Source organism: Paracoccus solventivorans, assembly GCF_900142875.1.
Lineage (GTDB): Bacteria > Pseudomonadota > Alphaproteobacteria > Rhodobacterales > Rhodobacteraceae > Paracoccus > Paracoccus solventivorans.
In genome coordinates, this window is record NZ_FRCK01000002.1 from 112,355 (window position 1) to 135,444 (window position 23,090).

Below are 23,090 nucleotides of genomic sequence, written 5' to 3' on the forward strand. Positions count from 1 at the left end.
CGCTGCATGACACGGCGGCAGGGGACCCTGCCCGCCCATGCGGCCGTCACGCCGTCAGAAGGAAATCCCGTCGCAGCATCCGGGTTCCCTGCCCCGCCGATGAAACCGGGACAAGGGAGTGTCGGGCAGGGCCTGCCGCCCTGCCGTCAGGGGATCACGCAAGCCCGATCAGCCCCATGCTTTCCAGCTTCAGCAGCACCTGCTGGGCGGCATAGTCCACGTCCACGCCCTCGGTCTGGACGCGCAGCTCGGGGTTTTCGGGAACCTCGTAGGGGTCGGAAATCCCGGTGAACTCCTTGATCTTGCCCTCGCGCGCCAGCTTGTAGAGCCCCTTGCGGTCGCGGCGCTCGCATTCTTCAAGGCTGGTGGCGACGTGGACTTCAAGAAAGGCGCCGTATTGCTCGATCATCTGGCGCACGGCGCGGCGGGTGGCGGCATAGGGCGCGATCGGGGCGCAGAGCGCGATGCCGCCGTTCTTGGTGATCTCGGACGCGACATAGCCGATGCGCTTGATGTTGATGTCGCGGTGTTCCTTGCTGAACCCCAGTTCCGAGGACAGGTGCTTGCGCACCACGTCGCCGTCGAGCAGCGTCACCGGACGTCCGCCCAGCTCCATCAGCTTGACCATCAACGCATTGGCGATGGTGGATTTGCCCGACCCCGACAGCCCGGTGAAGAACACCGTGAACCCCTGCCTGTCGCGCGCGGGAGAGGTGCGGCGCAGCTGGCTCACCACCTCGGGGAAGCTGAACCACTCGGGGATCTCCAGCCCCTCGCGCAGGCGGCGGCGCAGTTCGGTGCCCGAGATGTCGAGGATGGTCGCGCCCTCCTCGACCTCGTCCCGGGGCTCGTATTGCGCGCGTTCCTGCACATAGACCATCTGCTTGAAGTCGACCATCTCGACCCCGATGTCGGCCTGGTGCTTGCGAAACAGTTCCTGCGCGTCATAGGGGCCGTAGAAATCCTGCCCCTGGCTGTTCTTGCCGGGGCCGGCGTGGTCGCGGCCGACGATCATGTGGGTCAGCCCGTGGTTGCGGCGGATGATGCCGTGCCACACGGCCTCGCGCGGGCCGGCCATGCGCATCGCCAGGTTCAGCAGCGACAGATGCGTGGTGGCGGACGGATATTTGTCCAGCACCGCCTCGTAGCAGCGCACGCGGGTGAAATGGTCCACGTCGCCCGGCTTGGTCATGCCGACGACCGGATGGATCAGCAGGTTCGCCTGCGCTTCGCGCGCGGCGCGGAAGGTCAGTTCCTGATGCGCGCGGTGCAGCGGGTTGCGGGTCTGGAACGCCACGATCCGCCGCCAGCCCATCTTGCGGAAGAACGCCCGCAGCTCGTTCGGGGTGTCGCGGCGGGCCTTGAAATCGTAATGCGTCGGCGGCTGGATGCCGGTGATCGGCCCGCCCAGATAGACCGGCCCGGCCACGTTGTGCAGATAGTTGATCGCCGGATGCGCGATGTCGTCGGCGCCGTTGCCAAAGACCTTTTCGGCCTCGTGCTTCTTGTCGGGGGTCCAGCGGTCGGTGACCGACAGGATGGCCAGGATCACCCCTTCCGGGTCGCGCAGCGCGATGTCGGTGCCCGGCTCTGCCTTGGCGGCGAATTCCTCGGACACGTCCAGCGTGATCGGCATCGGCCACAGCGCCCCCGAGGACAGCCGCATGTCGTTGACCACGCCGTCATAATCGGCCTCGGTCAGGAACCCCTTGAGGGGATGGAACCCCCCGCTCATCAGCAGTTCCAGATCGCACAGCTGCCGCTGGGTCAGGTCCCAGGACGGCATCTCGCCCGCATCGGCCTTGAGCTTCTGCGCCGAGTCGGCGTTAACGTAAAGTTCCGGAATCGGCACGAGGTTGGGCTGGCTCATCTGCACACTCGATCATCAGGACAAAACATGCGCCTGCCGCGAATTGCTGCGGTGCGCGAATCCAGCCTTAGCCGCCGTGCCGCGGCGCTGCAACAGCCAGTCGTTGCGATTTTTCCGGCCCGTTTTGCCGTTGCGCGCCCGCTTGCCCGCCTGCCGGCGGTGCGGGCGCGTCTGCGACGGCTCAGGCGGTGCCGGCGCGCTCGGGCGCGTGGTGCACATCGGTCGCCGCGGCGGGGGTTGTGGCGCGCTCGGCCATGCCCTCGGCGGCCAGGAAATGCTCGGCATCCAGCGCCGCCATGCAGCCCATCCCGGCGCTGGTCACAGCTTGCCGATAGCTGTCGTCGGTCAGGTCGCCGGCCGCGAACACCCCGGGGACCGAGGTGCGGGTGGTGCCCGGCTCGACCCGGACATAGCCGCCGTCGCGCAGCTTCAGCTGGTCCTTGACCAGTTCCGAGGCGGGCGAATGGCCGATGGCGATGAACACCCCGTCCGCGGCGATGTTGCGGGTGGCGCCGTCCACGGTCGAGCGCAGCACCGCCCCGGTCACCCCTAGCGGCTGGTCGGTGCCGGTGATCTCGGCGATCTCGTGGTTCCAGAGAATTTCCACCTTGGGATGCTTGAACAGCCGATCCTGCAGCACCCGTTCCGCCCGCAGGCTGTCGCGGCGGTGGACCAGCGTCACCTTGCTGGCGAAATTGGTCAGGAACAGCGCCTCCTCGACCGCGGTATTGCCGCCGCCGACCACGACCACCTCGCGCCCGCGATAGAAGAATCCGTCGCAGGTGGCGCAGGCCGAGACGCCGAAGCCCTGGAACCGGGTCTCGCTGTCCATCCCCAGCCAGCGCGCCTGCGCCCCGGTGGCCAGGATCACCGCATCGGCCGTCCACCGCGCGCCGCTGTCGCATTCGGCGACAAACGGTCGCTGCGACAGGTCGAGCCGGGTCACCGTGTCGGAGACGATCTCGGTCCCGACCTCGCGGGCGTGGTTTTCCATGCGCGCCATCAGTTCCGGGCCGGTGACCATGGCGTCGCCCGGCCAGTTTTCCACGTCGGTGGTGATGGTCAGCTGCCCGCCCGGCTGCATCCCTTGGATCAGCACCGGGTCCAGCATCGCGCGGGCGGCATAGACCCCGGCGGTATAGCCGGCCGGGCCGGAGCCGATGATCAGAACGCGGGTGTGACGGGTCTGGGCCATGGGATTTCCTTCCTGAACCTTGAGGATGTAGCGCCGCGGGGCGTGGCTCACAAGCGGGCTATTCGCCCGGGCCCGGCGCGGTGATCGAGACGGCGGCCGGCGCGGCGGCCGGGGTGGTGGCCGCGCCCGGCCGCGCCGGCGGCTCCATCGTCGCCACCACCGGGATCAGCGCGGCGATGCCCAGCAGCACCGCCAGCAGCACCGCGACCTCGGCCTTGCGGGCGCGGGTCATCGGGTCGCGGCGCGGCTTCATCGCGCAGACGCCGCCCGGGCAGTGGCTGACCGCGCGGCGCATCACCAGCGGATACAGCTTGCAGCCCACGCAGATGCCGAACACCGCTTCCAGATACAGCAGCGCCATGCAGACCATGCAGGCCGCCATCAGCCACGGGCCGGCGATGTTGAAGCCCCAGATCATCACCATCACCGCCGCCGCCAGCCCCAGCCCCAGCGACCAGGCAAAGCGTTTCTGCGGCGCGCCGGTGAACTCGGGCTGCTGGTTGCCGACGATCAGCCGCGCCAGCACCAGGCTGGGGGCAAAGCGCGGGTTCACCAGCACCCGCAGCGCGAAATCGACGAAGAACAGCGTGACCACCAGCCGCATCGGCAGAAAGTTTTCCAGCAGCGCCGCATTGATCGCGGCGATCACCGACAGCAGCAGCAGGATGCCGGCGGCGGCGCGGGCCTCGCGCTCGTTCAGCACCGGCACGTCATAGCCGGGGCGGCTTTCCCCAAAGGACAGGATGGCGGACATGAAGGGTCTCCGAGAATTGTCGGGGCCAGATATGTTTATATTCGTATATACGATAATTGCGCATTATGCCGCACCCCCTGTCGCACCCCCCTGCCCGCGGGTCTTTCCGCCAAGCGCTGCGTTGCGGGGCGATCTTTTGAAACAATATTGCGCCGCCCGCCGCGAACCCGTAAGTTCCGCGCCGGAACGCAGGAGTGGGCAGAACATGGCAGGCGCCAGGCTGGATGACATCGACCGACTGATCCTGGCGGAATTGCAGGCGGACGGGCGGATGACCAACGTCGAGCTGGCCCGCCGGGTCGGCATCTCGGCCCCGCCCTGCCTGCGCCGGGTCCGCACGCTGGAAGAACAGGGCTTCATCCGCGGCTATCACGCCGACGTCGCCCCGCGCGAGCTGGGGTTCGAGGTGCAGGTGTTCGCCATGGTGCGCCTGCACAGCCAGTCCGAACGCGACCTGACCGCCTTCGAGGACCGCGCCCGCGGCTGGGCGCTGGTGCGCGAATGCCACATGCTGAACGGCGAGATCGACTTCATCCTGAAATGCGTGGCGCCGGACCTGTCCACCTTCCAGCGCTTCCTGACCGAACAGCTGACCGCCGCCGACAACGTGGCCAGCGTCAAGACCAGCCTGGTGATCCGCTGCGCCAAGGACGAGCCCGGCGTGCCGTTCGAGATGGTCGAGCCGCGCTAGAGCGCGATCGCCGAGATCAGCCGCCCGTAATCGGCCGCCCCCTGATGGGTGGCGCGGCGATAGCTGAAGAAGCGGTCGGGGTCGGAATAGGTGCAGTGGCCGATCCATTCGGCCTCGACCCCCAGCTCGCGCAGCGCCGCCAGCCCGAATCCCGGCAGGTCGAACATCGGCCGGCCATTGGGCCCGCCGGAAAAGAACCGCGCGTGGCGGTCGTCCTCGACCAGGAAGCGGTCCATGAAATCCTCGCCCACCTCATAGGCGCGCTGGCTGATGCAGGGGCCGATCACCGCGCTGATCTCGCGCGCGCCCGCCGCGCGCATGGCGGCGACCGTAGCGTCCAGAATCCCGTCCAGCGCGCCTTTCCAGCCGGCATGGGCGGCGCCGATCACCCCGGCCCGGCGGTCGGCCAGCAGGATCGGCTGGCAGTCGGCGGTCAGCACCGCGATGGCAAGCCCGGGCACGGTCGAGACGATGGCGTCGGCCTCGGTCGCGGCCACGCTGTCCAGATCCTCGCCCCCGGTCAGGGTCACCACCAGGTCGGAATGGGTCTGGTGCACCGTCGCCAGCCGGTCCGGCCCCACCCCCATCGCCGCCGCCACCCGCGCGCGGTTGATCGCCACGATCTCGCGCTGGTCGGTCGAGCCGCGGCCGCAGTTCAGCCCCGAAAACAGCCCCGAAGAGGCCCCGCCCTTGCGGGTGAAGAACCCGTGGCTCAGCGGGCGCAGGGCGGGATGGGTCAGGATTTCCAGCGTCATCGGGTCAGCGTCACCGGGTCAAGGGGATCGGGCGTCAGGTTGCGGGGCCGGCCCCGCCGGGGCCGGAACGGTGTTGCGGCGCGGGTCCGTCCCGCAGCGGCAGCGGGCGGAACCCCGGCGGCGGCGGCGAATCCTTGGCCCAGACGGCCATCGCTTTGAACAGGTGACCCATCCGCGCGGGCGCGGTCAAGCGGTCCAATGCCTCGGCCGCGCCCGTATCGCCGGCAGCGGCCAGCCGCGCGGCCCGCGCCTCGATCCCCAGCGCCTGCAGCCACGGGCCCTGCGGCTCGGGCGGGGATGCGAGCGCGCCCGCGCGGATCGCGGCAGCGGCGAGCGGCGCGAAATCGACATGGGCGGTCAGGTCGGCTTCCCCGGGATGGGCCAGCGGGTCGTCATAGGCGTGCGCCCGCAGCGCCTGCAGGCTGTCGCCGCGCCCGTCCCAGGTGCCATAGTCGATGACGATGGCCGCGCCGCCGTGGCTGGCGATGCGCCCGGCGACGGTGGCCGTGATCGCCGCGCCCTCGGGGCAGCTCTCGCGGATCTCGCCCTCGGGTCCGTCCAGGGGCAGCGGCTGCGGCGCGCCCAGCGCCAGCGCCAGAGCGCCCGCGGCGTCCAGCGTCACCATGCGCTCGGCCCAGCCTTGCGCGGTGCGCTGCACCTGTCGGATCGGCAGCGCGTCGAAGAACTCGTTGGCGATCAGGAACAGCGGCGCCTGCGGCAGATCGGCGGCGGAATCGAGATGCAGCACCTCGCCCAGCCGCTGGCGCTGCACGAGGCGCAGATGCGGCGAGGCCTCGACCAGCGCCACCGTCGCCGCCTGCCGGAACCCGGGCACGCGGGCGGTGGCGCGCAACACGTCCGCCATCAGCGTTCCCCGCCCCGGCCCCAGCTCGGCCAGCGTGAACGGGGCGGGCGCGCCCTGGTCCAGCCACGCCTGCGCGATGGCCAGCCCGACCAGCTCGCCGAACATCTGGCTGATTTCCGGCGCGGTGGTGAAATCGCCCTGCGCGCCGAACGGATCGCGGGTGGAATAATACCCGTGCTGCGGATGCATGAGGCACAGCCGCATGTACTCGTCCAGCGCCATCGGCCCCTCGGCGCGGATGCGGGCGGCGATGATCCGGGCCAGCGGCGTCACCGCGACCTCAGCGCCCACAGGACAAAGCCCGCGCCCACCGCCACCATCGGCAGCGACAGCAGCTGCCCCATGGTCACGCCCCAAACCGGCCCGCCCAGCACATGGCCCAGCGGATTGTCGGGGGTGATGAAACGGGCGTCGGCCTGGCGGAAGAACTCGACCACGAAACGCGCCAGCCCGTAGCCGGCCAGGAACACCCCCAGCGCCAGCCCCGGCCGCGCCAGCCCGCCGCGGCGCACCAGCACCAGCAGCACCAGCCCCAGCAGCAGCCCCTCCAGCCCGGCCTCATACAGCTGGCTGGGATGGCGGGCGCAGGCGCCGACGATGCCGGGACAGTCCTGCGCGGCCTCGCCGGGGAAGATCACCCCCCAGGGGGCGGTGGTCGGGCGCCCCCACAGCTCGGCATTGATGAAATTGGCCAGCCGCCCCAGCAGCAGCCCGACCGGCGCCGCCACCGCCAGCGCATCGGCGAGCGACAGCGCCGCGATGCCGTGGCGGCGCGCCCAGGCCCAGGCGGCCAGCACCACCCCCAGGAAACCGCCGTGAAACGACATGCCGCCCTGCCAGACCTTGATGATCTCACCCGGGTGCGACAGGTAGTAGCCGGGCTCGTAGAACAGCACGAAGCCCAGCCGCCCGCCCAGGATCACCCCGACGACGACCCAGGTCAACAGCTCCTCGACCTGTTCGGGGCGCATGGGCGCGGCCCCGCCCCAAAGCCGCGGGCGCCGCATCAGCGCCACGATGATCCGCCAGCCGATCAGCAGCCCGGCCAGATAGGCCAGCGCATACCAGCGCAGCGCGAACTCACGCCCGGCGATGGTGATCGCGAACACGTCCGGCGAGATTTCGGGGAATGGGATCATGGTTTCCTCGTGGACCGCCGGGATTTGGCCGGGTTTGCTTGGCCGGGCCGGGCGGCGCTGTCAACCGCGCCGCCGCTGACAGCCGATCATTGAAGCGCGAGCGCGGCGGCGCCATATAGAGCCCCGACGCAGGACGCGAAAGGACGACACCATGACCACCCAGGGCAGCGGGCCGAACCGTTTTCTGGACGACATGTCCCGGCTGATGACCAATGCGATGGGCGTGGCCCAGGGCGCCCGGGACGAGGCCGAGACCGCGATGAAAAGCTGGGTGGACCGCTGGCTGGCGGACCGCAACTTCGTCACCCGCGAAGAGTTCGAGGCGGTCCGCGACATGGCCATCAAGGCCCGCACCGAAAACGCCGAGCTGCGCGCGATGATCGCCGAATTGCAGGGCAAGGGCTCGGGCGACCAGCCGGTCGGCTGAGCACTCCCCTTGCGCGCCGACGGCACGGCCGCAATGGGTATTTGAGCCAGAAAGAAACCCGCAGCCGGGCGCGCCCGGTGATTTCTTTCTGGTCCAAATACCCATGCAGCGGCGACGCCGGGCGAGCCCGGACGGTCGGAGCGCCGCGGCTCAGGAATCGGGCGTCACGGACTGCCGCAGCCTGCCGCCGCGGTCGAACAGCAGGATGTTGCCCCTCCCCGTGACCACCACCGTCCAGTCGCGGGCAAAGGTGACGGCGGCGGCGGTCTCTCCCTTTGGCAGGGTGATCGCTTCGGGCAGTTCCGGCAGCGACGGCGACAGCCGCAACCACAGCGTTGCCGCCACCACGGCGATGCCCAGCATCATCACCAGCGCCAGCGCCGTCACCAGCCGGCGCAGCCAGGCCAGTTCCGGCACTTTCCCCGCCCCGCTCTCTGCCTTATCATGCGCCGCCATGCCCGACCTCGTTCTGACCCTCGCGGCCGACCTGCCGCCGACCGAGCCCCTGCGGCTTGATAAGGCGCTGGCCGAGGCGGCGCCAGCGTCGGCGTCGCTGTCGCGCTCCCGCATCGTGCGGCTGATCGCCGAGGGCGCGGTGCGCGGCCCCGCCGGCATCGTGCGCGACGGCAAGGCCCGCGCCCTTCCCGGCGAATATGTAATCACGATCGGCGCGCCCGAGCCGATCGACGCCCGCCCCGAGGCGATCCCGCTGACCATCGCCTATGAGGATGACGAGCTGATCGTCATCGACAAGCCGGCCGGCATGGTGGTGCATCCGGCGCCCGGCAGCCCCTCGGGGACGCTGGTCAACGCGCTGCTGGCGCATTGCGCGGGCAGCCTGTCGGGGATCGGCGGCGCGCTGCGCCCCGGCATCGTGCACCGCATCGACAAGGACACCTCGGGGCTGCTGGTCGTCGCCAAGACCGACCGCGCCCATCACGCGCTGGCCCGGCAGTTCGAGGACCACAGCGCCTCGCGCCGCTATCTGGCGCTGGCGCATGGGGTGATCGACCCCGCCGACCCGCGGCTGCGCGGCCTGCCCGGCATCAGTTTCGAGCCCGGCGGGGTGCTGCGGATCGCGACCAACATCGGCCGCCACCCCAGCGACCGCCAGCGCCAGGCGGTCAGCACCACCCAGGGCCGCCATGCGGTGACACGGGCGCGGATGCTGGAAAGCTTCGGCCAGCCCCCGGCGGCGATGCTGGCGGAATGCCGGCTGGAAACCGGCCGCACCCACCAGATTCGGGTGCATTTGACCTATTGCGGGCTGGGGCTGATCGGAGATCCGGTCTATGGTGGCGCGCGCCGCGCCTCGGTCCGGGCGCTGGGGCCCGAGGCTGCCGCCGCCATCGCCGAGTTTCCCCGGCAGGCGCTGCACGCGGCGCATCTGGGCTTCGACCACCCCGCCGACGGCCGCCGGCTCAGCTTCGACAGCCCCATGCCCGCGGACATGACGACACTGGCCGCCGCCCTGCGTGGAACCGGCCCAGACCCCCTGCGTTCTGATATATGAGTTGCGGCCCGATGCCGCACAAGGATGACGATGGCGAATTACACGAAACTGCCTGCGCCCAGCCCCGAACAGGGTCTCAACCGCTATCTGCAAGAGATCCGCAAGTTCCCCCTGCTTGAACCCGAAGAGGAGTTCATGCTGGCCAAGGCCTGGGTCGACCATCAGGACGCCGAGGCCGCGCACAAGCTGGTGACCTCGCATCTGCGGCTGGCCGCCAAGATCGCCATGGGCTACCGCGGCTACGGCCTGCCGCAGGCCGAGGTGATTTCCGAGGCCAATGTCGGGCTGATGCAGGCGGTCAAGCGCTTCGACCCCGACAAGGGGTTCCGGTTGGCCACCTATGCGATGTGGTGGATCCGCGCCTCGATCCAGGAATATATCCTGCGCTCGTGGTCGCTGGTGAAGATGGGCACCACCTCGGCCCAGAAGAAGCTGTTCTTCAACCTGCGCAAGGCCAAGGCCAAGCTGGGCGCCTTTGAAGAGGGCGACCTGCGCCCGGAAAACGTCGCCCAGATCGCCCATGACCTGAGTGTGACCGAACAGGAAGTGATCGAGATGAACCGGCGCCTGTCGGGGGGCGACGCCTCGCTGAACGCGACGGTGGGCTCGGCCGACGGCGATTCGACCGCGCAGTGGCAGGACTGGCTCGAGGACGAAAGCGCCGACCAGGCCGGCGATTACGCCGAGGCCGACGAGCTGGACACCCGCCGCTCGATGCTGGCCGCGGCGATGGACGTGCTGAACGACCGCGAGCGCGACATCCTGACCGAACGCCGGCTGCGCGACGACCCGGTGACGCTCGAGCAGCTCTCGGAACGCTACGGCGTCTCGCGCGAGCGCATCCGCCAGATCGAGGTCCGCGCCTTTGAAAAGCTGCAGGACCGGATGCACCGGCTGGCCAGCGAGAAGGGGCTGGAGATCGGCGAGGAATAGGCCCGCGCGGCCTGGCCCCTTGCGCCCTTGGCGCCGCCGCGGCATCTGGGGTGGCGCGTGGTGGTCCGCGCGATGATGCAAGGTGTCGTGATGAAAGCTCTGGTTCCGGCCCTGCTGGTTTCCGCACTGGCAACTCCCTTGTTGGCGACCCCATTGTCCGCGCAGATCGTCGGCACCGCCGATTCCATCGCCGCGGCGCTGCGGGATTACGGACTGAAGGCCGACACGAGCCTCGATTCCGAAGGCGACCCCAAGATCGAATCGCGCATCGAAGGCATCCGCTTCTCGATCTGGTTCTACGGCTGCGAGGATGCCTCCTGCACCTCGCTCGAGCTCCGCGCCGGCTTCGACCTCGACACCCCGCTAAGCGCGGCCAGGGTGAACGAGTGGAACCGCACCAAACGCTTCGGCAAGGCCTGGATCGACGACGAGGGCGACCCGTTCCTGGAAATGCTGGTGCCGCTGGGCCCCGACGGGCTCAGCGACAGCGGCTTTGAACTGGCGCTGGACATGTGGCGGGTCGGCGCCTCGGAGTTTTCGAGCTTCATCGGCTGGTGAGGCTGGGGGCATGGGTGGGGAAGAGGAACATGCGGTTCCGTTCCCCGGAGGTCTGGCAGTTGCCCGCATAAACGGCTGTGGATCCCGCAAGGCTGATACTCGCAAGCTCGGCGGTTAACCTGCGGCAGCTTGGGGTGCGCGGGGGTTTTCCCGGCAAAGTGGGGTATATGCCGTTTGGTAAATCTCAAGGGATCGGAAATGCGCACTGCGGCGGGACGGGAAGACACCAAGAACCCGCCTGAAGGCTGGGTAACGAGGCTTGGATCAGGGCCCAGCGCGGCTCGGCGCCGAGACGCCGGCAGTGAGTGGCCCACGAGGCAGCAGTTCAAGGCGCGCGCGGGCAGTTGCAAGCAACGGCAGCCCGTGCCGCGCGGGGATTTGCCCGGATCGGAAATGCATGCCCGCTTGCGGGACGGCGAAAGCAGAGCCGGCCTGACGGCTGGACAAACGACCGGCCTGGAATCAGGCGCCCAGCCGCGGCCCCAGTCCCGGAAAGCGGCAGGAGGCCGAGATATCGGCGCGTGCTGCGCGCCGAGGGTTTCAGTCGGCTCCGGAAGAGCCGCCCACCCGGAACCAATTTCAATGAATGGCCGCTTTTGGGGCACCGCACGCTTGGCGCAGATCACACGTCCGGCGCAGCCGTTACACGGCCACCCCGCGAGGTCGGGGGCGAAACACCACGCTCGGAGGCGATAGAAACGACCGGAACGAGCTTGATTGCGGGTGCTGCCTGCGGGCCCCACAACTGGCAACGGCGCGGAAGCCCGACCCCTATCCCGTACCACATCCGCATGTGCCCCGGGGAAGTTCGGCAGAGCTTTGAGAAAACCCACGTTCCCGCGGCTGGACGAATAGTGCGGAACGAATTCCAGCTGATGGCTGCTTCTCTGGCATCGCGCTCGGCATGAATTGCCCGCTTGGCGTAGCCGAAGCACCCCACAACCCGCAAGGTCCCAGACGGGTCGCCGCGCCCATTGGTCCGGGGGAGCCGGAACGAGCCTCTCCGCCTGACGCCGCCCGCGGATCCCGCGGCCGAAACAGCCCCAAAATCCGGCGCCTGCCCACAACGGCAGCATGTACCCGTGCCCGGAAGTTCAGCAGGTCTTGAAATGGCACCCGCGCCCACGGGGCTGGACGAATTGCCCGGAATCGGCACAATCATCGTCGGGCCAGGCCGCGATCGGCGGTTCGCCCGGCACAACCGCAACGGAGATTTCGGCCACCGTGACCGCATTGACGCAGTTCCAGCGGCTCGAGGCCGCGGGGGTGTGGCGCCCCGAGCCGGGCGGGCGGCTGCATGACGTGATCGTGTCCTTCGGGGATGCCACGCTGATCCTGCGCGATCCCCGCTCGGAAGAGCCGCTGTCGCATTGGTCGCTGCCGGCGGTGACGCGGCTCAATCCCGGCCAGCTGCCCGCGATCTTCGCCCCCGGCGACGCCGCCCAGGACGAGGTGGTGGAGATCGACGACCGGCTAATGGTGCAGGCGATCGAGCGCGTCCATTCCGCCATCGCCGCCAGCCGCCCGCACAAGGGCCGGCTGCGCAGCGCCTTGATCTGGTCAGCCGCCGCCGCCGGGGCGCTCGCCGCGGCTGTCTGGCTGCCCGGCGCGGTGATCGCCCATGCGGCACGGGTGGCGCCGCCGGCGCAGCGCACGGCGATCGGGCTCGCGCTGCTGGCCGACATGCGGCAAGCGGCCGGCACTCCCTGCGACCGGCCGGCGGGGGCGGCGGTGCTCGACCGGCTGTCGGCGCGGCTGCTGGGCCCCGAGGGGCGGATCGTGGTGCTGCCGGCGACGATGCGGGGGGCGCGGGCGCTGCCGGGGCGCATCGTGGTGATTGGCGACGACATGATCGCGGGCGAGCCGGGGCCGGCGGTGGCGGCGGGGCATGTGCTCGCGGCCGATGCGGTGGCGGCGGATGCGGATCCGCTCGAGGCGGTGCTGCGCGCGGTCGGGATCCGCGCGGCGCTGACAATGTTGACCTCGGGCGAGCTGGCGGCCGAGTCCATCGCCGGACAGGGCGCGGCGCTGCTGTCACGCCCCGCACCCCGCCCCGATGACGAGACGCTGCTGGCGCGGATGGAAGAGGCGGGCGTGTCAAGCCAGCCCTATGCGCGCTCGCTCGACCCCTCCGGGGAAACCGTGCTGACGCTGATCGAGGCCGATCCCTGGCGATCGTCCGAGCCCGAGCCGCTCGCCAGCGAGGGAGAGTGGTTGCAGTTGCAACAGATCTGCGCCCGCTGAGCCTTGGGCCGGAGGCGGGTGGCGCCCGGCGGAACCGCAGCGGCACTTTCTGAAGACGACGTTGCGGATGTAACAAACTCATCGCGCCACCAGCCGGGCGAAACCCGCCTTGCGCAGCCGGTCGGCCATGCGCACCATCGCCTCTCGCCCCTCCAGCGGCCCGACCATGACGGAACTGAGGGTGGTCTGCCCCGGCTTGCTGCGCACCACCGGCAGGCCCATGGCAACCAGTTTCTCCGCCAGCCTATGTGCGTCAAGCGGATCCTTGAAGGCGCCGACCTCGAGATATCGCGCACCCGGCGGGATCAGCAGCGGGACGTCGAGCCGCGTCCCCGCCGGACCGGAGGCTGTGCGCGACGCGGTGGCTGGGCTGGAGGCGATCGAGGTCGTGGGCGGTGACGCGGCGGTCGGCGGTGAAGTCGCCGGCGTCGGAGGAGAGGTTGTCGCCGGCACGGCTTGCACAGCCGCCACTGTAGCGGCCGGAGGAGTCGCTGCCGGAGGCGCGGCCTGCGAGGCTGTCGCAGCAGCGGCCGGCGGAGTGGTTGTCACGGGCACCGCTTGCGCAGCTGCCACAACAGCGCCCGGCGGAGCCGAGACCGGAAACGCCACCTGTGGGGCTGTCGCAGCAGCGGCCGGCGGAGTTGTGGCCGGAGGCACGATCTGCGGCACCATCCCAGCCGCCAACGAAGTGGGCGGAATATCGGGTTCTGCCGTCGCAAGCTTCGGTGCGGCCGCAACGGCCGGTACCCGGGGCGCCAGCGCCAGCTGGTTCTCGGCCGGGCCGCAGAGGCCCAGGGGGTCACTTGCGCCGATCAGCTTGCACATATGCTCGGCACGGGCGGGGCCGACCAGCTGCCGGCGCAGGTCCGGGGCGGTCGCGATCATGCGGCCGATACCCAGCGGATCGGCGTCCGGCCTGGCCGCAGGCGGGGCCTCGCCTGCCGCGGAATCCCCAGCGCCCCGGACCGGAGGCAGCGTTTCGCCCGCGACCAGTTCGCCCTCGTGCAGGTTGGTGATGATGGTCTCGGTCAGCAGCCGCTCGATCTGCGCCGCGCGCGGTTCCGTCCCGGGCGGCGACGGGGCATCGGCCCCGCGGGCGGCAAGCGTCGGCGGCCAGCCGCAGATCGCGGCGCCCTCGCGGGACAGGCGGGCGCGCCAGCCCGCCTCGGTCCGCAGGAACACGCAGCCGTTTGCATCGATATATTGCCGGCCGGTGAAATCCGGCGGCGGCGGCTCGGCCGGGCGGCGCGGGTCCAGGGTGCCCGCAACCGGCCCTTCGGGACGGGGCACGACAGTCTCGGCCCCCTGGGCCAGGACCAACCCCGGGAGCATGTATAACAACAGCGCGACAACCCGCAGCCACATCGCCGGCCCTTCCCTTCTAGCCCCCGATTCGCGGGCCCTGGACCGATCCATAGCGTAGCAGTCGCTAACTGCCGGTTAACGCGCGCTCATTTCGTGCCGAACAGCCGGTCCCCGGCGTCGCCCAGCCCGGGCACGATATAGCCGTGCTCGTCCAGGCGCTCGTCCAGCGCGGCAGTATAGATCGGCACGTCGGGATGGGCCTCGGCCATCCGGCGCACCCCTTCGGGCGCGGCCAGCAGGCACAGGAAGCGGATGTCGCGCGCGCCCTTTTCCTTGAGCAGGTCGATCGCCGCCGCCGAGCTATTGCCCGTCGCCAGCATCGGATCGACCACGATCACGATGCGCGCGCCCAGCTCTCCGGGCACCTTGTCGTAATATTGTACCGGGCGCAGCGTCTCGGGGTCGCGGTAGAGGCCGATGAAGCCGACCCGGGCCGAGGGCACCAGCTCGAGGATCCCGTCCAGCAGCCCGTTTCCCGCCCGCAGGATCGAGATCAGCGCCAGTTTCTTGCCGGCGAGCAGCGGCGCCTCCATCTCGGACATCGGGGTGCGGATGCGGGTGGTGCGCAGCTCCAGATCGCGGGTGACCTCATAGGCCAGCAACAGGCTGATCTCGCGCAAGAGCCGGCGGAAGGTGGCGGTCGAGGCGCCCTCGTCGCGCATCAGCGTCAGCTTGTGCTGGACCAGCGGGTGATCGACGATGGTCAGGCTGGGGTGCAGGGTCATCAAGGCTCCTTCGGCGTCAATCTTTTGGCAAGGTTTTCATGCGCAACTGGGGCAAGGCGGGCGAATCGAAAGGACCGGCACCATGCAGCGAAACTGACACTCCTATCGGCCCAGGTGGCCGACGTCGAAGCGGCCGGGCAGCAGCTCGCCCACAGTGGTGGTCACGGACTTGCCGTCCAGCGTGGCCAGCAGCACCGGCGTATCGCTGCGCGCGAACTCGGCCAGTTTCTGACGGCAGCCGCCGCAGGGCGGCGCGGGCTGGGCGCTGGCAGAGATGACGCAGACCTCGGTGATCACCGTCTCGCCGGCGGCGACCATGCGGGCGATGGCGCCGGCCTCGGCGCAGGTGCCCTCGGGGTAGGCGACGTTCTCGACGTTGCAGCCGGCATAGATCGCGCCCGAGGCGCCGCGCACGGCGGCCCCGACCTTGAAGCCGGAATAGGGGGCATAGGCGGCCTCGCGGACCCGCCGGGCGGCGTCGATCAGGGACATGGGCTTACCCTCTGGTTGCCGGGCCATCATTCCCGGGGCGGCGCCTGCGCGCAAGGCTGGGTACGAGGTGAACGGGGATGTGGGACGAGCGGCGCCATGCGCCGACGGGACGATGGGCGCGTGGGGGCAGCAGCACGGCGTTACTGCCAGGGTGCGACAGGACCGGCCGGCTGCGATGAGGAGGAGGCGAAGGAACGAGACGGCAGACTGCAACAATCCGGGCGCCAGAGCCGCGCGGCGAGCAGGAACAGAAAGGAGCGTGCAGGAACACCCGCGGGACGAACATGCGCACACCGGGCAACCACGGGCGGCGGCCGCGGGGCCTCGTCCCCCTGGCAACCATGGGCGCGCCGCGGGGCTTCCCCGGGGCCACCACGCACACTGACCGCGGCGCTTCCCCGGCAGGCGGCTTTCGCCAGACGGGATCGCAGCGGGGCGCGCTTGTGACCGGGCGGGCGCGGGATTAGGAAAAACCTGCAGGCAGCAGGAGATCGGACCATGGAAGAACGGCGGCAGGACAATGCCCGGCAGGCGGCGCTGAACTATCACGAGTTTCCGCGGCCCGGAAAGCTCGAGATCCGCGCGACCAAGCCTCTGGCCAACGGCCGCGACCTCAGCCTGGCCTATTCGCCGGGCGTGGCCGAGGCCTGTCTCGAGATCCGCAACGATCCCGCCACCGCCGCCCGCTATACCTCGCGCGGGAACCTGGTCGCGGTGGTCTCGAACGGCACCGCGGTGCTGGGGCTGGGCAATATCGGCGCCCGAGCCTCGAAGCCGGTGATGGAGGGCAAGGCGGTCCTGTTCAAGAAATTCGCCGACATCGACTGTTTCGACCTGGAAATCGACGAGACCGACCCGGTGAAGCTGGCCGAGATCGTGCGCGCGCTGGAACCGACCTTCGGCGCCATCAACCTCGAGGATATCAAGGCCCCCGATTGTTTCGTGGTCGAGCGGCTGTGCCGCGAGTCGATGAACATCCCGGTGTTCCACGACGACCAGCACGGCACCGCCATCGTGGTCGGCGCCGCCGCCACCAACGCGCTGCGCGTGACCGGGCGCAGCTTCGACCAGATCAAGGTGGTGTCGACCGGCGGCGGCGCCGCGGGCATCGCCTGCCTGAACATGCTGCTGAAGCTGGGGGTGCGGCGGGAAAACGTCTGGCTCTGCGACATTCACGGGCTGATCTACGAGGGCCGGATCGACGACATGAACCCGCAGAAGGCCGCCTTTGCCCAGGCAACCGAGCTGCGCCGGCTGGACCAGGTGATCGAGGGCGCCGACCTGTTCCTGGGCCTCTCGGGCCCCGGGGTGCTGTCGCCCGAGCTGGTCGCCCGCATGGCGCCGCGCCCCATCGTCTTTGCGCTGGCCAACCCGACCCCCGAGATCCTGCCCGAGGACGTGCGCGCCGTCGCCCCCGATGCGCTGATCGCCACCGGCCGCAGCGATTATCCCAACCAGGTCAACAACGTCCTGTGCTTCCCCTTCATCTTCCGCGGCGCCCTGGACGTGGGCGCGACCGAGATCAACGACGCCATGCAGCTGGCCTGCATCGAGGGGATCGCAGCGCTGGCCCGCGCCACCACCAGCGCCGAGGCGGCTGCCGCCTATCGCGGCGAGACCATGAACTTCGGGCCCGACTACCTGATCCCCAAGCCCTTCGACCCGCGGCTGATCGGCGTCGTCGCCACCGCCGTCGCCCGCGCGGCGATGGAATCGGGGGTGGCGACGCGGCCGCTGGCCGACATCCACGCCTACAAGCGGCAGCTCGACGCCTCGGTGTTCCGCAGCTCGCTTATCATGCGCCCGGTGTTCGAGGCCGCCGCCACCGCCGCCCGCCGCATCGTCTTTGCCGAGGGCGAGGACGAGCGGGTGCTGCGCGCCGCCCAGGCCATGCTCGAGGAGACCAACGGCGTGCCGATCCTGATCGGCCGCCCCGAGGTGATCGAGACCCGCGCCAAGCGCGCCGGGCTGCCGATCCGGCCGCATGTCGATTTCCAGATCGTCAACCCCGAGGACGACCCCCGCTATCGCGACTACTGGGAAACCTACCACGGGCTGATGGCGCGCCGCGGCGTCACCCCCGACATCGCCCGCGCCATCATGCGCACCAACACCACCGCCATCGGCGCGGTCATGGTCCACCGGGACGAGGCCGACAGCCTGATCTGCGGCACCTTCGGGCAATACACCTGGCATCTGCGCTATATCCGCGAGATCCTGGCCCGCAAGGGGCTGCACCCGATCGGGGCGCTGTCGATGATGATCCAGGACGGGCCGCTGTTCATCGCCGACACCCAGGTCCACCACGACCCCAGCCCCGCCGACGTGGCCGAGACCGCGATCGGCTGCGCCCGGCACGTCCGCCGCTTTGGCCTGACCCCGCGCATCGCGCTGTGCAGCCATTCGCAGTTCGGCAACCTCGACACCCCCTCGGGGCGCAAGATGCGCGAGGCGATGGATATCCTGGCCGAGCGCGAGGTCGATTTCCTCTATGACGGCGAAATGCACGTCGACGCGGCGCTGGACCCGGCGGTGCGGGCGCGGCTGCTGCCCTCGTCCCGGCTGGGCGACGACCCGGCGAACGTGCTGATCTTTGCCAGCACCGACGCGGCCTCGGGGGTGCGCAACATCCTCAAGACCCGGGCGCAGGGGCTCGAGGTCGGGCCGATCCTGATGGGCATGGGCAACAAGGCGCATATCGTCACCCCCTCGATCACCGCCCGGGGGCTGCTGAACATCTCGGCGCTGGCCGGGACCCCGGTCGCCCATTACGGCTAGGGCGAATCGCGCACTGGGCCCGGGCGCACCGCGCCCGGGTTTGCAAGACCGCGGCGCCCCGCCCGCGGCTGCAAACCCGGCCCCCGAGGTTTGCAAACCCACCCGCCGGAAAGCGCGGGTATTTTTCGATCCTGCCCGGCCTTCCCGGGGCAATATTCTTGATCCCCGCGCCCCCGGGTCTTACCAGAAGACAGGGAAGATCAGCGGAGAGCCGGGGTATGAGTTATCAGGAAGTCTACGCCGCGTGGAAGAACGATCCCGAAGCGTTCTGGATGGAGGCGGCGTCGCGCGTCGACTGGATGACCCCGCCCGGCAAGGCGCTGTTCGACGAGCGCGCGCCCTTCTACGAGTGGTTCTCGGACGGGCAGCTCAACGCCTGCTGGAATGCGGTCGACCGCCATGTCGAGGCCGGGCGCGGCGACCAACTGGCCATCATCCACGACAGCCCGATCACCCATTCCTATCGCGGCATCACCTATCGCGACCTGCAATCCCGCGTCGCCAGCCTGGCGGGGGCGCTGCGTGCCAAGGGCGTCGAAAAGGGCGACCGGGTGATCATCTACATGCCGATGGTGCCCGAGGCGCTGGAGGCGATGCTGGCCTGTTCGCGGCTGGGGGCGATCCACTCGGTCGTGTTCGGCGGCTTCGCCGCGCATGAGCTGGCGGTGCGCATCGACGACTGCACCCCCAAGGCGATCATCGCGGCCTCTTGCGGGCTGGAACCGGGGCGGATCGTGCAGTACAAGCCGCTGCTGGACCGCGCGCTGGAGCTGGCTGAACACGCGCCCGAGTTCTGCGTGATCCTGCAGCGCGAGCAAGAGGTCGCCAAGCTGGTCGAGGGGCGCGACGTCGCCTGGCACAGCTTCCAGTACGGGATCGAGCCGGCCGAATGCGTGCCGGTCGCCGGCAATCACCCGCACTATATCCTGTATACCTCGGGCACCACCGGCCAGCCCAAGGGGGTGGTGCGCCACACCGGCGGCCATGTGGTTGCGCTGAACTGGACGATGAAGAACATCTACGGCATCGACACCGGCGACGTGTTCTGGGCGGCCTCCGACGTGGGCTGGGTCGTGGGCCACAGCTATATCTGCTATGCGCCGCTGTTCGCCGGCGCCACCACCATCGTGTTCGAGGGCAAGCCCGTCGGCACCCCCGACCCCGGCACCTTCGGCCGCATCATCCAGAACCACAAGGTCAAGTCCTTCTTCACCGCGCCGACCGCGATCCGCGCGGTCAAGCGCGAGGACCCCGAGTGCAGCTATATCAAGGACTACAGCCTCAAGTCGCTACAGGCGGTGTTCCTGGCCGGCGAGCGCGCCGACCCCGACACGGTGAAATGGGTGGAAGAGCACCTGCAGGTGCCGGTGATCGACCACTGGTGGCAGACCGAGACCGGCTGGCCCATCGTCGCCAACCCGCTGGGGCTGGGGCTGCTGCCGGTCAAGCACGGCTCGCCCAGCGTGCCGATGCCGGGATATGACGTGCAGGTGCTGGACGAGGCCGGCCACCCGGTCCCCGCCGGCACGCTGGGCGCGGTCACGATCAAGCTGCCCCTGCCCCCCGGCACGCTGCCGACGCTGTGGAACGCCGAGGAGCGGTTCCGCAAATCCTATCTCGACGCCTTCCCCGGCTATTACGAGACCGGCGATGCCGGCTTCATCGACGAGGACGGCTATCTCTACATCATGGCGCGCACCGATGACGTGATCAACGTCGCCGGTCACCGCCTGTCCACCGGCGCGATGGAGGAGGTGCTGTCCTCGCATCCCGACGTGGCCGAATGCGCGGTGATCGGGGTGGCCGACCCGCTCAAGGGGCAGACGCCGCTGGGCTTCCTGTGCCTCAAGAAAGGCGCGGCGGCGTCGGCCGAGCAGGTCGGGCGCGAGGTGGTGCAGATGGTGCGCGACCAGATCGGGCCGGTGGCCGCCTTCAAGACCACGGTGGTGGTCGACCGGCTGCCCAAGACCCGCTCGGGCAAGATCCTGCGCGCGACCATGGCCAAGATCGCCGACAACGAGGATTTCAAGATGCCGGCGACCATCGACGACCCGGCGGTGCTGGACGAGATCCGCACGGCGCTGCAGAAGATCGGGCTGGCGGGCGGCTGAGCCCGCCCCGGACGCCCTGCCCCGCTCGGTAGCCGACTCAGATACTCGCAACCCTTTGCGGATGAAACGAGTGGGGCGGAGGTAAGGATGTGGTCGTCGCGCTTGTCATAACGGATTGCGTCGGCGGGACTTGCCGGGGCTCGCTGAAGAACTGGTCAATCTGGTTCTTGCGTCGATCCTGCCCCCTCGGCCGCCGACTGGGATTTTTCGCAACCTTACGCGGATGGAAACGAGTTGGGCGGAGGTAAGGATGTAGTCGTTGCGCTTGTCATAACGGCTTGCGACGGCGGACTTGCCTGAGTTGAAGAACCGGCAATCTGGTTCTTGCGTCGAGAGAGCATCCGGCCGAAATCCGGGCTCCGCCTTCGCATCGGCATCGGCATCGGCATCGGCATCGGCATCGGCCGGATGTCCGCCTTAGCCACTGCTCGGCAACACCGTCGCGCAGGGCATTGTTGTCAACTTGCCCGGCATGGCAGCACGGTTAACGGGTATGCGGCCCTAGCCGAGTTCGGCGCCCAACCCGCGCATCAGTGCCACGAAATCGGGAAAGCTGGTCGCGATCGGCCCGGCGTCGTCCACGGTGATCGGGCGTTCCGACACCAGCCCGGCCACCAGGAACGACATGGCGATGCGGTGGTCGAGATGGGTGGCGACGGTGGCGCCGCCCTTCAGCCCGCCGGTGCCGTGCACGGTCAGGCTGTCGCGGGTTTCCTCGACCCGGCCGCCGTTCGCCTCGAGCCCGCGGGCCATGGCGTCGATGCGGTCGCTTTCCTTGACCCGCAGCTCGGCCACCCCGTTCATCACCGTGCTGCCCTCGGCAAAGGCGGCGATCACCGACAGGATCGGAAACTCGTCGATCATGCTGGCGGCGCGCTCGGGGGCCACCGTCACCCCGTGCAGCGGGCCGTGGCGGACGGTCAGGTCGGCGACCGGCTCTCCGCCCTCGATGCGGTCGTTTTCCCAGCGCAGGTCGGCGCCCATCTCGGCCAGCACGTGATAGAGCCCGTCGCGGGTGGGGTTGCGGCTGACGCCCTCGACCCGGATTTCCGACCCCGGCACGATCAGCGCCGCCGCCACCGGGAAGGCCGCCGAGGACGGGTCGCGCGGCACCGCTACCGCGCAGGGGCGCAGCTCGGGGCGGCCGGTCAGGGTGATCACATGGCCCTCGTCGGTGATCGCGGTGCGGACGGTGGCGCCGAACCCGGCCAGCATCCGCTCGGTATGGTCGCGGGTCGGCTCGGCCTCGATCACCACGGTTTCGCCGGGGGCATTGAGCCCGGCCAGCAGCACCGCCGACTTGATCTGCGCGCTCGCGACCGGGGTGCGGTAGCGCAGCGGCAACGGATCGGCGGCGCCGGTGATGGTCACGGGCAGGAACTCGCCCTCGCGCGCGGTGACCTGCGCCCCGAACAGCTCGAGCGGGCCGGTGATCCGCCGCATCGGCCGGCGCGACAGGCTGGCATCGCCGGTGAAGGTGGCGGTGATCGGCGTGGTCGCCATCGCGCCCATGATCAGCCGCACCCCGGTGCCGGAATTGCCGCAGTCGATCACGGTTTCGGGCGAGGAAAATCCGCCCACGCCGACGCCCTGCACCCGCCACTCACCCGCGCCCACGCGCTCGACAGTGGCGCCGAACGCCTCCATCGCGCGGGCGGTGTCGATCACGTCCTGCGATTCCAGCAGACCGGTGATCCGCGTCTCGCCCACCGCCAGCGCACCCAGGATCAGCGCCCGGTGGCTGACCGACTTGTCCCCCGGCACCAGCGCATTCCCCTTCAGGGGCCCCGAGCGGCGGGCGGTCATCGGTTGCGGCTGGGTGCTGTGGGACATGATCGGCTCCTTGGTCGCGGCAGTGATAGCGTGGCCAAAGGGGCGCGGCCATGCCCTTCTTCCTTGCAAAAATATCCCCGCCGGAGGCAGGCCGTGCCAGCGACCTCCCCCCTAGCGCCGGAAGGTCGCGTAATGCGGCACGCGGCCCTCGCGCAGCGCCTTCTGCTCGTAGCGGGTGGAGTGCCAGTCGTCCCAGGGCGCGGGCCCTTCGTGGACCAGGGTGAAGCCGGCGGCCGGGACCTCTTCCAGCGTCTGGCGCATATAGTCGGGAATGTCGGTCGCCACCCGGAACTCGGCCCCCGGCGCCATCACCCGGTAGAGCGGGATCAGATGCTCGGGCGTGACGAAGCGGCGGCGGTGGTGGCGGGCCTTGGGCCAGGGGTCGGGATAATTGAGAAACGCGCGGGCAATCGAGCCATCGGGCAGCACGTCCATCAGGTCGCGCGCATCACCCGGATGCACGCTGACGTTCGACACGCCCGCCGCGCGGATCTTGCCCAGCAGCATGGCGACGCCGTTGATGAAGGGCTCGCAGCCGATGATCCCGATATCCGGATAGCGCGCGGCCATGGCGACCATGTGCTCGCCGCCGCCAAAGCCGATTTCCAGCCAGACCGGGCGGGCGTCGCCAAAGATCGCCGCCGGGTCGATGGGGGTGCGGTCGGGGTTTTCGGCGGTGGTGATCCCGCGCGGGCGCAGGCTGCCCAGATCCTCGGACAGATAGCCCTTCTGGCTTTGGCGCAGGGTCTTGCCGTGGCGGCGGCCGTAGAAGTTGCGGCGCGGGGGGGTGGGGTCGAACTCGCTCATGCAGGCGCGATGCCGCGACGGCGGGCGAAGGTCAA

Annotated in this window: 20 protein-coding genes; 8 read left to right on the top strand and 12 right to left on the bottom strand. The window is 69.7% G+C overall.

The window, feature by feature from the left end:
* Positions 1–154 precede the first annotated feature (154 nt).
* From BUB57_RS03820 to BUB57_RS03830, 3 genes are all read right to left on the bottom strand, one after another.
* The gene (locus BUB57_RS03820) at positions 155–1,870 is read right to left on the bottom strand and encodes a bifunctional sulfate adenylyltransferase/adenylylsulfate kinase (protein WP_073062442.1); all 1,716 of its coding nucleotides are present in this window, start codon (positions 1,868–1,870) and stop codon (positions 155–157) included.
* Between the two features lie 181 nt (positions 1,871–2,051).
* Complete coding sequence (gene trxB / locus BUB57_RS03825) at positions 2,052–3,065, bottom strand: thioredoxin-disulfide reductase (RefSeq protein ID WP_084731948.1); 1,014 nt, start codon at positions 3,063–3,065, stop codon at positions 2,052–2,054.
* Positions 3,066–3,123: 58 nt separating this feature from the next.
* Positions 3,124–3,819, bottom strand: a complete 696-nt coding sequence (locus BUB57_RS03830; RefSeq protein ID WP_073062443.1) for a DUF4395 domain-containing protein — start codon at positions 3,817–3,819, stop codon at positions 3,124–3,126.
* 205 nt (positions 3,820–4,024) lie between these two features.
* Between BUB57_RS03830 and BUB57_RS03835 the strand changes: the two genes are divergently transcribed.
* Complete coding sequence (locus BUB57_RS03835) at positions 4,025–4,510, top strand: Lrp/AsnC family transcriptional regulator (protein ID WP_073062444.1); 486 nt, start codon at positions 4,025–4,027, stop codon at positions 4,508–4,510.
* Here the strand turns inward: BUB57_RS03835 and pgeF are convergent.
* Genes pgeF through lgt form a run of 3 tightly spaced genes read right to left on the bottom strand, consistent with a single transcriptional unit; the run spans position 4,507 to position 7,269 of the window.
* On the bottom strand, positions 4,507–5,265 hold the full coding sequence (gene pgeF / locus BUB57_RS03840; protein WP_073062445.1) for a peptidoglycan editing factor PgeF: 759 nt from the start codon (positions 5,263–5,265) through the stop codon (positions 4,507–4,509). The genes BUB57_RS03835 and pgeF overlap by 4 nt on opposite strands.
* A gap of 34 nt (positions 5,266–5,299) precedes the next feature.
* Positions 5,300–6,403, bottom strand: a complete 1,104-nt coding sequence (locus BUB57_RS03845) for a class I SAM-dependent methyltransferase (protein ID WP_084731985.1) — start codon at positions 6,401–6,403, stop codon at positions 5,300–5,302.
* On the bottom strand, positions 6,400–7,269 hold the full coding sequence (lgt, locus tag BUB57_RS03850; RefSeq protein ID WP_073062446.1) for a prolipoprotein diacylglyceryl transferase: 870 nt from the start codon (positions 7,267–7,269) through the stop codon (positions 6,400–6,402). Before lgt ends, BUB57_RS03845 begins: the two co-directional genes overlap by 4 nt.
* A gap of 151 nt (positions 7,270–7,420) precedes the next feature.
* On the opposite strand from lgt, the gene BUB57_RS03855 reads away from it, so the two are divergent.
* Complete coding sequence (locus BUB57_RS03855) at positions 7,421–7,696, top strand: accessory factor UbiK family protein (RefSeq protein WP_073062448.1); 276 nt, start codon at positions 7,421–7,423, stop codon at positions 7,694–7,696.
* Positions 7,697–7,846: 150 nt separating this feature from the next.
* Here BUB57_RS03855 and BUB57_RS03860 read toward each other — a convergent pair whose 3' ends face one another.
* Positions 7,847–8,152: a DUF6476 family protein gene (locus BUB57_RS03860; protein ID WP_073062451.1), complete on the bottom strand. Its 306-nt coding sequence runs from the start codon at positions 8,150–8,152 to the stop codon at positions 7,847–7,849.
* Between BUB57_RS03860 and BUB57_RS03865 the strand changes: the two genes are divergently transcribed.
* From BUB57_RS03865 to BUB57_RS03880, 4 genes are all read left to right on the top strand, one after another.
* Positions 8,151–9,209 carry an RluA family pseudouridine synthase gene (locus BUB57_RS03865; RefSeq protein ID WP_073062454.1) on the top strand — a complete coding sequence of 353 codons (1,059 nt, stop codon included), beginning with the start codon at positions 8,151–8,153 and terminating at the stop codon, positions 9,207–9,209. The genes BUB57_RS03860 and BUB57_RS03865 overlap by 2 nt on opposite strands.
* Positions 9,210–9,239: 30 nt before the next feature.
* Positions 9,240–10,142: an RNA polymerase sigma factor RpoH gene (rpoH, locus tag BUB57_RS03870; protein WP_073063589.1), complete on the top strand. Its 903-nt coding sequence runs from the start codon at positions 9,240–9,242 to the stop codon at positions 10,140–10,142.
* Between the two features lie 90 nt (positions 10,143–10,232).
* Positions 10,233–10,700 carry a YbjN domain-containing protein gene (locus tag BUB57_RS03875; RefSeq protein ID WP_073063592.1) on the top strand — a complete coding sequence of 156 codons (468 nt, stop codon included), beginning with the start codon at positions 10,233–10,235 and terminating at the stop codon, positions 10,698–10,700.
* 1,224 nt (positions 10,701–11,924) lie between these two features.
* Positions 11,925–12,944 carry a hypothetical protein gene (locus BUB57_RS03880; protein WP_073062457.1) on the top strand — a complete coding sequence of 340 codons (1,020 nt, stop codon included), beginning with the start codon at positions 11,925–11,927 and terminating at the stop codon, positions 12,942–12,944.
* A gap of 78 nt (positions 12,945–13,022) precedes the next feature.
* Here the strand turns inward: BUB57_RS03880 and BUB57_RS03885 are convergent, their stop codons facing one another.
* The 3 genes from BUB57_RS03885 to BUB57_RS03895 all read right to left on the bottom strand — a co-directional run bounded on the left by BUB57_RS03885 (position 13,023) and on the right by BUB57_RS03895 (position 15,526).
* On the bottom strand, positions 13,023–14,309 hold the full coding sequence (locus BUB57_RS03885) for an SPOR domain-containing protein (protein WP_073062460.1): 1,287 nt from the start codon (positions 14,307–14,309) through the stop codon (positions 13,023–13,025).
* Positions 14,310–14,395: 86 nt separating this feature from the next.
* Positions 14,396–15,034 carry a uracil phosphoribosyltransferase gene (gene upp, locus BUB57_RS03890; RefSeq protein WP_073062463.1) on the bottom strand — a complete coding sequence of 213 codons (639 nt, stop codon included), beginning with the start codon at positions 15,032–15,034 and terminating at the stop codon, positions 14,396–14,398.
* Between the two features lie 102 nt (positions 15,035–15,136).
* Positions 15,137–15,526 (bottom strand): cytidine deaminase, encoded by a 390-nt coding sequence (locus BUB57_RS03895; protein ID WP_073062464.1) that lies wholly within the window; start codon positions 15,524–15,526, stop codon positions 15,137–15,139.
* Positions 15,527–16,024: 498 nt separating this feature from the next.
* On the opposite strand from BUB57_RS03895, the gene BUB57_RS03900 reads away from it, so the two are divergent.
* Together BUB57_RS03900 and BUB57_RS03905 are read left to right on the top strand one after the other, a co-directional pair.
* A complete protein-coding gene (locus tag BUB57_RS03900; protein ID WP_073062465.1) occupies positions 16,025–18,304 on the top strand; it encodes an NADP-dependent malic enzyme in 2,280 nt (759 codons plus the stop codon).
* 218 nt (positions 18,305–18,522) lie between these two features.
* On the top strand, positions 18,523–20,415 hold the full coding sequence (locus BUB57_RS03905; protein WP_073062466.1) for a propionyl-CoA synthetase: 1,893 nt from the start codon (positions 18,523–18,525) through the stop codon (positions 20,413–20,415).
* Between the two features lie 501 nt (positions 20,416–20,916).
* Here the strand turns inward: BUB57_RS03905 and aroA are convergent.
* Both aroA and trmB read right to left on the bottom strand, forming a co-directional pair.
* The gene (gene aroA, locus BUB57_RS03910; RefSeq protein ID WP_073062467.1) at positions 20,917–22,248 is read right to left on the bottom strand and encodes a 3-phosphoshikimate 1-carboxyvinyltransferase; all 1,332 of its coding nucleotides are present in this window, start codon (positions 22,246–22,248) and stop codon (positions 20,917–20,919) included.
* Between the two features lie 111 nt (positions 22,249–22,359).
* Positions 22,360–23,055, bottom strand: a complete 696-nt coding sequence (trmB, locus tag BUB57_RS03915) for a tRNA (guanine(46)-N(7))-methyltransferase TrmB (protein ID WP_073062468.1) — start codon at positions 23,053–23,055, stop codon at positions 22,360–22,362.
* Positions 23,056–23,090 lie beyond the last annotated feature (35 nt).